Consider the following 7,109-nt stretch of genomic DNA (forward strand, 5'->3'; position numbering starts at 1 on the left):
GTAACAACCACTTTGACTTTGGCTTGGTCTGCGCCGGCGGCGTTTTTGAGGTTCTCGCCTATGTTGTTCAGGTTTTTACCCGCTTGATACAGGCCATACCCGCTGTTCGCCGCTACCATGGCGTTGACGCGGCCGTTGTTGCTTGCGCCGATTTTTTGGGTCGATTGTACGGCGTTAACCGCGCCTTTGACGGTGTCTTCCACGACGCTGACCACGGGCGCGCTGACGCTGACGTTGATGCCTTTTTGCTCTGATTCCTGTCGGTATTCGCTGCGGTAGCTGTTTTCTGCGGCGCTGATGTCGATTTGTTTGGCTTGGATGCCGATGTCGCCCGCTTCGGCAGATACGTGGCTGCCGTGGGTTTCAGCTTGTAAAAAATGGATATGCGCATTGGTCAGGCTGCCTGAAAAATTGGGTAGATTTTTTAGGCAGCCTATAGCAGCATATGTGAAGTAATTACTCAATAGTGAGAGTAATACAAATAAAAGTAGCTTTAAGTTCAAAATTTAATAAGCCATTTAAATTACTTTTATCAAATAATTTAGTAAAAAACAGAGTTTTCTATTTACTTACCAATTCCTCCCAATATGAAAAATATTGATAACCCAATCTTAATAATCAACCCCGTAAAAATCAGCAGCGCATTTTAGCTCGGACAAAACATCAACACGCAGGCAAGGCGGTCGCCTTCATTGTATTTATCTCTATGCTCAATCCGGCTGACAGGGTAACAATTCTCCCCATCGTCAACGGAAATCTCGATGATACGATCTGGTTCACCCTCCCAGATTTTCAATTCATCGATCACTTGCGAAATCTCCTTGCCGCGCGCCAAATAGTTTGGTACGGATGCTTTGGGCAGCCCCGTTTCGGATGAAACGTACATCATCCAATGTGTACGCATAAAACTCAGCAAACAACATCCCGTGTTGTTTCCAAACATCGTAATTGGTCGGGTGCTTTGACCCCCATCCACGGAAATCAGAACTTCCAAATCCTGATCCTCAAAGGATTGTAGCGCAGCGATCAAATCTGGGAGCTTTTTATCACTGCTCTCCCACTGGGTTCGATGTGTTCTCTTCATTTCATCATCCGCCCACTGGATTTCATCTTCCGTCCACTGGATTCGATGTGTTTTCTTCATTTCATCCTCCGCACAGTTCGGGCAAAACATCAACACACAGGCGAGATGGTCGCCTTCATTGTATTTATCTCTCTGCTCAATCCGACTGATTGGGAAACAAGTATCGCCATCATCAACGGAAATCTTGACGATGCGATCTGGTTCGTTCTCGTAAATTTTCAACTCCTCAATCAGTTGTGAAATTTCTTTACCACAAGCCAAATAATTTGGTATGGATGCCTTGGGCAACCCCGTTTCGGGTGAGAGCTTAGTCTGCCAACTAGCAAGGGCAAAATTTATCAAATTATTCCCCATTTTATTCCCAGAGAAAGTGATTGGTCGGGTACTTTGCCCCCCATCCACAGAAATCAGGACTTCCAAATTTTGATCCTCGAAAGATTGTAGCGCAGCGATCAAATCTGAGAGCTTTTTGTTGCTGTCCCACTGAATTTTATGTGTTTTTTTCATTTCAGTCCCCAATTTGTTTAGACAAGTCAGCATTGAAAGTGCCTCTACGCGTTGATTTTGAGCCAAGATCTTTGACTGAATAAGCCATTTTCCAGACGCCACCATTATGCGCGTCTATGTCGCGGGTGATGTATTGCTTTCCGTCATAGAAAATCGTTTGCCCATGCACAGTCTCTTTGATTTTTGTGTAGCCCATCGCATCTGCTGCTTTCGCGGCTTCTGCGTTCGTCTTGTAGAATGCCTCACCTTTTTTGGCGAGTTTGGCTGCGTCTTCTGCCGTCTTAAGTTCGGTTAAATCATCAACTTTCTTTATAGCAGAAGTATTCTTCAACACACTCGTGTTCGGGTTTTTCTTGGCAACCGATCCAATAAACGTAACAAGTGCCTCTTCTGCTGCTAAATCACCTCCTTTTGCTCTTTGAAAGAGTTCATATGTGGCTTTATATGTCTCGGGGTTCATGACTGAGTCTATGGTCGCAAACAGTGAATCAAATCCTTCTGCTGTTTTTCGATCAAATTGACTGCGTGCTTGCTGGCATAACCCTGTTTCACCACCCAAACAGTAAGCAACTGCATTGAGTGCGTCTATGCCATATCCTACTGAACCTAAAGTACCATCAGCTGCTGCTGCACCAATTTTCACACCTGCATTTCGCGCAACATCAATCTGACTTTCCGGCTTATCTTTAAGCGCAGCATTTTCCAGTATTTTTACGGCTTCTCTGGCTTCTTCTAGCGCATTATTATTTACCGCATTCTGCGCCGCCTGACTGCCCGATACAATATCCGCCGTACCCCCACCGCTAACCGCACCAACACCCGCACCGATCAATCCGCCGATGCTGCTCAGTGTTTCTTTCTGCTCCGCACTCAGTTTGCTCGGGTCTTTTGTACCGAATAACCATTGGGATACCACCGGCATTACGGCTTCCGTACCCGCTGCCGCAACCCCCGCGCTCAATGGGTCATTGTCCCCTGCCGCGGCAACAGCCGCTGCCAATATCGCATGCGCGGCTAAGTGGGCGGCGCTGCCTTCTTCGGGGCGACCGCCGTTGTCTTGTTTGTTCTTCGCGGCGTTCGCTTTGAAATACGCGCCGATTTGCTGAATCAGTGCCAGACTCGCTATTGCCGTCGCAATTATAAATAGTTTAAAATACTCTTTAAATCTTGCTTATTTACTTTCCAATGAGAGATTCCTTCAACTCGATCTGATAAATATAAATAAAATCTTTCTAACTTATGTATATTAAGCCAATAGATTGGAAAATAGTGACCATAATTTTTATTTATTAAATTATAAGAGGCATCATCTGCTAATATTTCCAATTTTTCTGTAAAAAATCTAAATGATTCAGTTATATAAAAATCTACACCATCTGCGTGAATGAATTTATCCGGATACGCCAATTCTTCTGGAATAATTGTATATAGCCAAAGTATTTTTATTCCGGAAATCGAATCATGTTTATAATTTTTAAATAATGCTGTTGTTTCCCTTTTTTTTAAAGATAGTCGAACCGCACTTTTCCATTGATTTACAAAATCTTCTTTAGACCAATCTCCTGTGTATAATTCAAATGTTTCATAATTATCACCTAGTAATATTTGAGCTTTAACGATATTATTTTCATTAATATCTTGAGGTAAAAATCTAATTAATTGTCTCATAAAAATTATTCCTTAATAATATTCAAATTTTCATCTGCAGTTCCTTTACGATCCCCTTTTGAATCGTAAATTTTCCATACGCCTCCATTATGACCATCTGCATCTCGTGTAATATATTTATTACCTCTTTTATATACTGCTTGTCCATGGCTATCAAAGGGGTAATCTTTTGTTTTAGAATATCCTAACCTAGATGCATCTCGAGTTGCATCAGCAGTTGTTTTCAACATAACCTGCGTAGATTTTCTATTATTTTTATCAACAATATCATTGATTTTTTTTAATGCTTCACCTTTGTTCGCTTTATTAAATCCAGTACCAACAGCTAAATCAATTATTGCTTTAGCATCATCCCAAGTTATTTGACCATCAGCTAAGGTCATGGCGTTATCAAGTATATCTAAACCTTCATCTTTTAAGGTTTGCTTTAAATCTGATATGTTTATCTTGCCATTTTTAGCAAATTTCTTAGCTGATTTATATAGAACTTTTAACCCTGTAGCAGCGGCTTTAACAGCATTATTATCCACCGCATTCTGAGCCGCCTGACTGCCTGAAACAATGCTACCAATATCCCCAGTGGTTGCACCCACCCCCGCACCTATCAACCCACCAATACTGCTCAGCGTTTCTTTCTGCTCCGCCGTTAATTCTTTAGGGTCTGATGTGCCGTACAGCCATTGCGATACAACAGGTGTTGCCAGTTCCGCTCCGCCTGCGGCAAGGGCTGAGGTTACGGCATCGTTTCCACCTGCGGCGGCAACCGCTGCGCCAAGTATGGCATGAGCGGCGATGTGGGCGGCTTCTTGTCCTTTGGTTAATTTGCCGTCGTCATTCTGCGCGGCTTGTTCTTTAAAGAACTGCCCAATCTCATGCGCCGCTACCGGGCTCGCACTTGCCGCCAGTATTCCGCCCAAGCTGTCGGTCGGTGCGCTTAAGCCTGAGGAAACCACGTTCAGCAATAAGCCTAAATTATCCAAATTATCGTGTTTTTGTTCCAATTCGGCGCGTTGTTCGGCGGTTAAGTCGGGATTTTTCAGCTTCTCGTTAATCGCGTCTTTGCTTTTATTCAGCTCAGTCTGTGCGGTTTGGACGTTTTGGCTGAATTCCTGAGTCACTTCGCGCTGTAAATCCAGCTCTACCTGTACTTTGTCTTTATCAAAGTTATAGCTATACTATTATTATTTTCAAAATAAACAAACATAGCCTATTCAGCAAATTTCAGACAATTAGCCGTAATTTTCCCGGCAAGTCATTTTGAAAAATTTAATAGTTTAGCTATATTTTTCAGGTAGCCTGTGTGTTCGGCATAGTTTTCGGTGCTAACCTTAATTTTCAGAATAATTATTGATTATGGATAAATTTATTAATTTCTTTTTCAAATTGATTAATAAACATATCCATATCAAAATTATAGACATGATATATTTTTTTATTTCTATAAGAAATTTCTCCTATTTTATTAGGATTTAATCCTATATAAAAAATTGGCGTTGAAGTTCCTCTTAAATGAAAATGATGATTAGAAAAATAATTTTCAAGTTCCTCAAGATATTGAATATCTTGATTGTCATCAATTTACGGATAACTACTGTTCCCGTTAACTTATCTTAATAAGTAGATTTGCCACCACTCAATTCTTTTATATGTAAGGCTACCGGTTATCAGGCTGTTTCGATTGAGGTTAAAACACTTAACTAAGCCTCAACAATAGGCTTCATCCAAAAAGCAACAATATTATTATTTTCTATAGATGCTATAACATTTCTAGCAAACTCAATAGAAAAAGAATATTGAATAATATTGCGATCTCCTATAAAAATCCAGCCAGAAGATGAATCTTTATATAGTACCCAATTTTTAGCACTAGGAAAGTCAATAGATACTCCAGATATTAATTTACTATTTCTAACTCTAATATATATTTCACCATAATAGCTACTTGGCAATATAAGCGGTTTCTCAATAGCATTTACTAATGGAAACAATCCCCAGGGATAAAGCAATTTCCCAGTATCTATATCAATTTCAATTTGAAGTGTATCTACAGAAATGGATGTATAACCTCTAGCACTAGGAAGTTTAGTAAAATCTTCATCAGGATATTCAATAAAATCTAAAGAATATTCTGATTGATAATAAAATAACTTTCCCAAAAGTGGTCTATCTGATTTATTAAATTCAAATAGTATACTCATAGTCATTTCCCACTTTTAAATAGAAAATGAAGCACAGTACTTGTTTTTGGATCAATAACTAACTCATATCTACCCTTACTACCATTAAAACTGGGGCAATTCTTCACTATTGAGATAATTTTAATAACCAACTTTCAAAATCAATCAGATCATATAAATAGGGTTTATCCGTTGATGGCAGGTCGACTGCTCCTAACGATTCGAGAACATCCCATACAATGGGATCTTTGATCCTAATTGTATCATCATCAATAATTGACATTGCCCATGCTGAAACTTGCTCCCGGCTTTCCTCACCAGAACAAAGCCTTTCTAATCTACACGTTAAATCATCTCTAGATGGTATGATATGAGACATGCTATCTCCTCCCTTGATAATTACCATCAGCATCAAAAATACGATGATTCTTATCTTCTACCACAGGCTTAGGAGCAACACTCCTAACATTTCCAGCATGATCAACAGTTTCATACCAAGTACGCGTCTTACCCGATGAAGGATTCCATTCACGAACTAATCGGGCACCAGCCATTTCCCCTTTAGTACTAGCAGGCTTAATTTCGCTATAAAAACGAAAACTTCCATTCTCCAGTTCTTTTACACCTGCTTGCCCGTACTTTTCGAGTTGGCGGTAGTAATCGTTAAGCTTTGATCCTTGAAGGGAACTCGTTGCCTCGCGACTAATTATTGAAGCCGTCCCTTTTGTCGCCCCAACAACCGCCGATTCAGCCTTACCAGCAACCTTAGCTACTACTTTCTCCGTCAGTACCGTGCCGCCTTTCACGACACCACCACCACCGGCAATCAATCCAGCTATATCCGTGATTAGTTTCCCGCCTTCAACGCCCGCATTAAACGAACCACTGGTGCCGGCTTTTTGGTATTCAACTTCCATTTCGTTGATGCGGTCAATATAAGATTGTTTCACCGCATCTGAAACATTGCTCAGTACATCGCCGCTGCTAAACAGGGTTTTCAGTGCCTGATAGGTTTCAATCGGACTGCTGGCTATTTCTACGATACCGTTAACTGTGCCATACAACTCTGCCGGAACGCCGGCAATCATTCCCGCCGCAAAACTACCATCTTGCCCCATGTCAACGGCAGTCCATTTCGCGCGTACTCCTGCTCTGCAAGACAGGGTCTGACAGGCAGCAATCTCTTTATCTCTCTGAACCTGCTGTGCTTGGCTCAGATAGTTATTATCCACCGCATTCTGAGCCACCTGGCTACCTGCAACAATACTGCTTACATCTCCACTGACCGCTCCCGCACTAGCCCCTATCAGCCCGCCAATACTGCTCAGCGTTTCTTTCTGCTCCGCCGTTAATTCTTTAGGGTCTGATGTCCCGTACAGCCATTGCGATACAATAGGTGTTGCCAGTTCCGCTCCGCCTGCGGCAAGGGCTGAGGTGACGGCATCGTTTCCACCTGCCGCCGCAACCGCAGCACCAAGTATGGCATGAGCGGCGATGTGGGCGGCTTCTTGTCCTGTTGTTAATTTGCCGTCATCATTCTGCGCAGCTTGTTCTTTAAAGAACTGCCCAATCTCATGTGCCGCTACCGGGCTCGCACTTGCCGCCAGTATTCCGCCCAAGCTGTCGGTCGGTGCGCTTAAGCCTGAGGAAACCACGTTCAGCAATAAGCCTAA

8 protein-coding genes are annotated in these 7,109 nt (G+C 42.1%); all 8 read right to left on the bottom strand.

The annotated features are described in order from the left end of the window. On the bottom strand, nt 1–503 hold a 503-nt coding region (locus Q384_RS12385; RefSeq protein ID WP_156956586.1), incomplete at its 3' end, for a hypothetical protein. A gap of 143 nt (nt 504–646) precedes the next feature. Beyond that, nucleotides 647–1,591 carry a hypothetical protein gene (locus Q384_RS12390; RefSeq protein ID WP_156956587.1) on the bottom strand — a complete coding sequence of 315 codons (945 nt, stop codon included), beginning with the start codon at nt 1,589–1,591 and terminating at the stop codon, nt 647–649. A gap of 1 nt (nt 1,592) precedes the next feature. After that, complete coding sequence (locus Q384_RS12805) at nt 1,593–2,513, bottom strand: toxin C-terminal domain-containing protein (RefSeq protein WP_156956588.1); 921 nt, start codon at nt 2,511–2,513, stop codon at nt 1,593–1,595. Nucleotides 2,514–2,728: 215 nt separating this feature from the next. Continuing rightward, nucleotides 2,729–3,259, bottom strand: a complete 531-nt coding sequence (locus Q384_RS12405; protein WP_037588718.1) for a hypothetical protein — start codon at nt 3,257–3,259, stop codon at nt 2,729–2,731. Between the two features lie 5 nt (nt 3,260–3,264). After that, on the bottom strand, nt 3,265–4,377 hold the full coding sequence (locus Q384_RS12810) for a toxin C-terminal domain-containing protein (RefSeq protein WP_051941055.1): 1,113 nt from the start codon (nt 4,375–4,377) through the stop codon (nt 3,265–3,267). A 579-nt stretch (nt 4,378–4,956) separates the two neighbouring features. Further along, complete coding sequence (locus Q384_RS12415) at nt 4,957–5,457, bottom strand: hypothetical protein (protein WP_037588721.1); 501 nt, start codon at nt 5,455–5,457, stop codon at nt 4,957–4,959. A gap of 106 nt (nt 5,458–5,563) precedes the next feature. Further along, a complete protein-coding gene (locus Q384_RS12420; RefSeq protein ID WP_051941058.1) occupies nt 5,564–5,815 on the bottom strand; it encodes a hypothetical protein in 252 nt (83 codons plus the stop codon). A gap of 1 nt (nt 5,816) precedes the next feature. After that, nucleotides 5,817–7,109: VENN motif pre-toxin domain-containing protein (locus Q384_RS12815; RefSeq protein ID WP_211251121.1), on the bottom strand; the 1,293-nt coding region annotated here is incomplete at its 5' end.

This window comes from Stenoxybacter acetivorans DSM 19021 (assembly GCF_000745895.1).
Lineage (GTDB): Bacteria > Pseudomonadota > Gammaproteobacteria > Burkholderiales > Neisseriaceae > Stenoxybacter > Stenoxybacter acetivorans.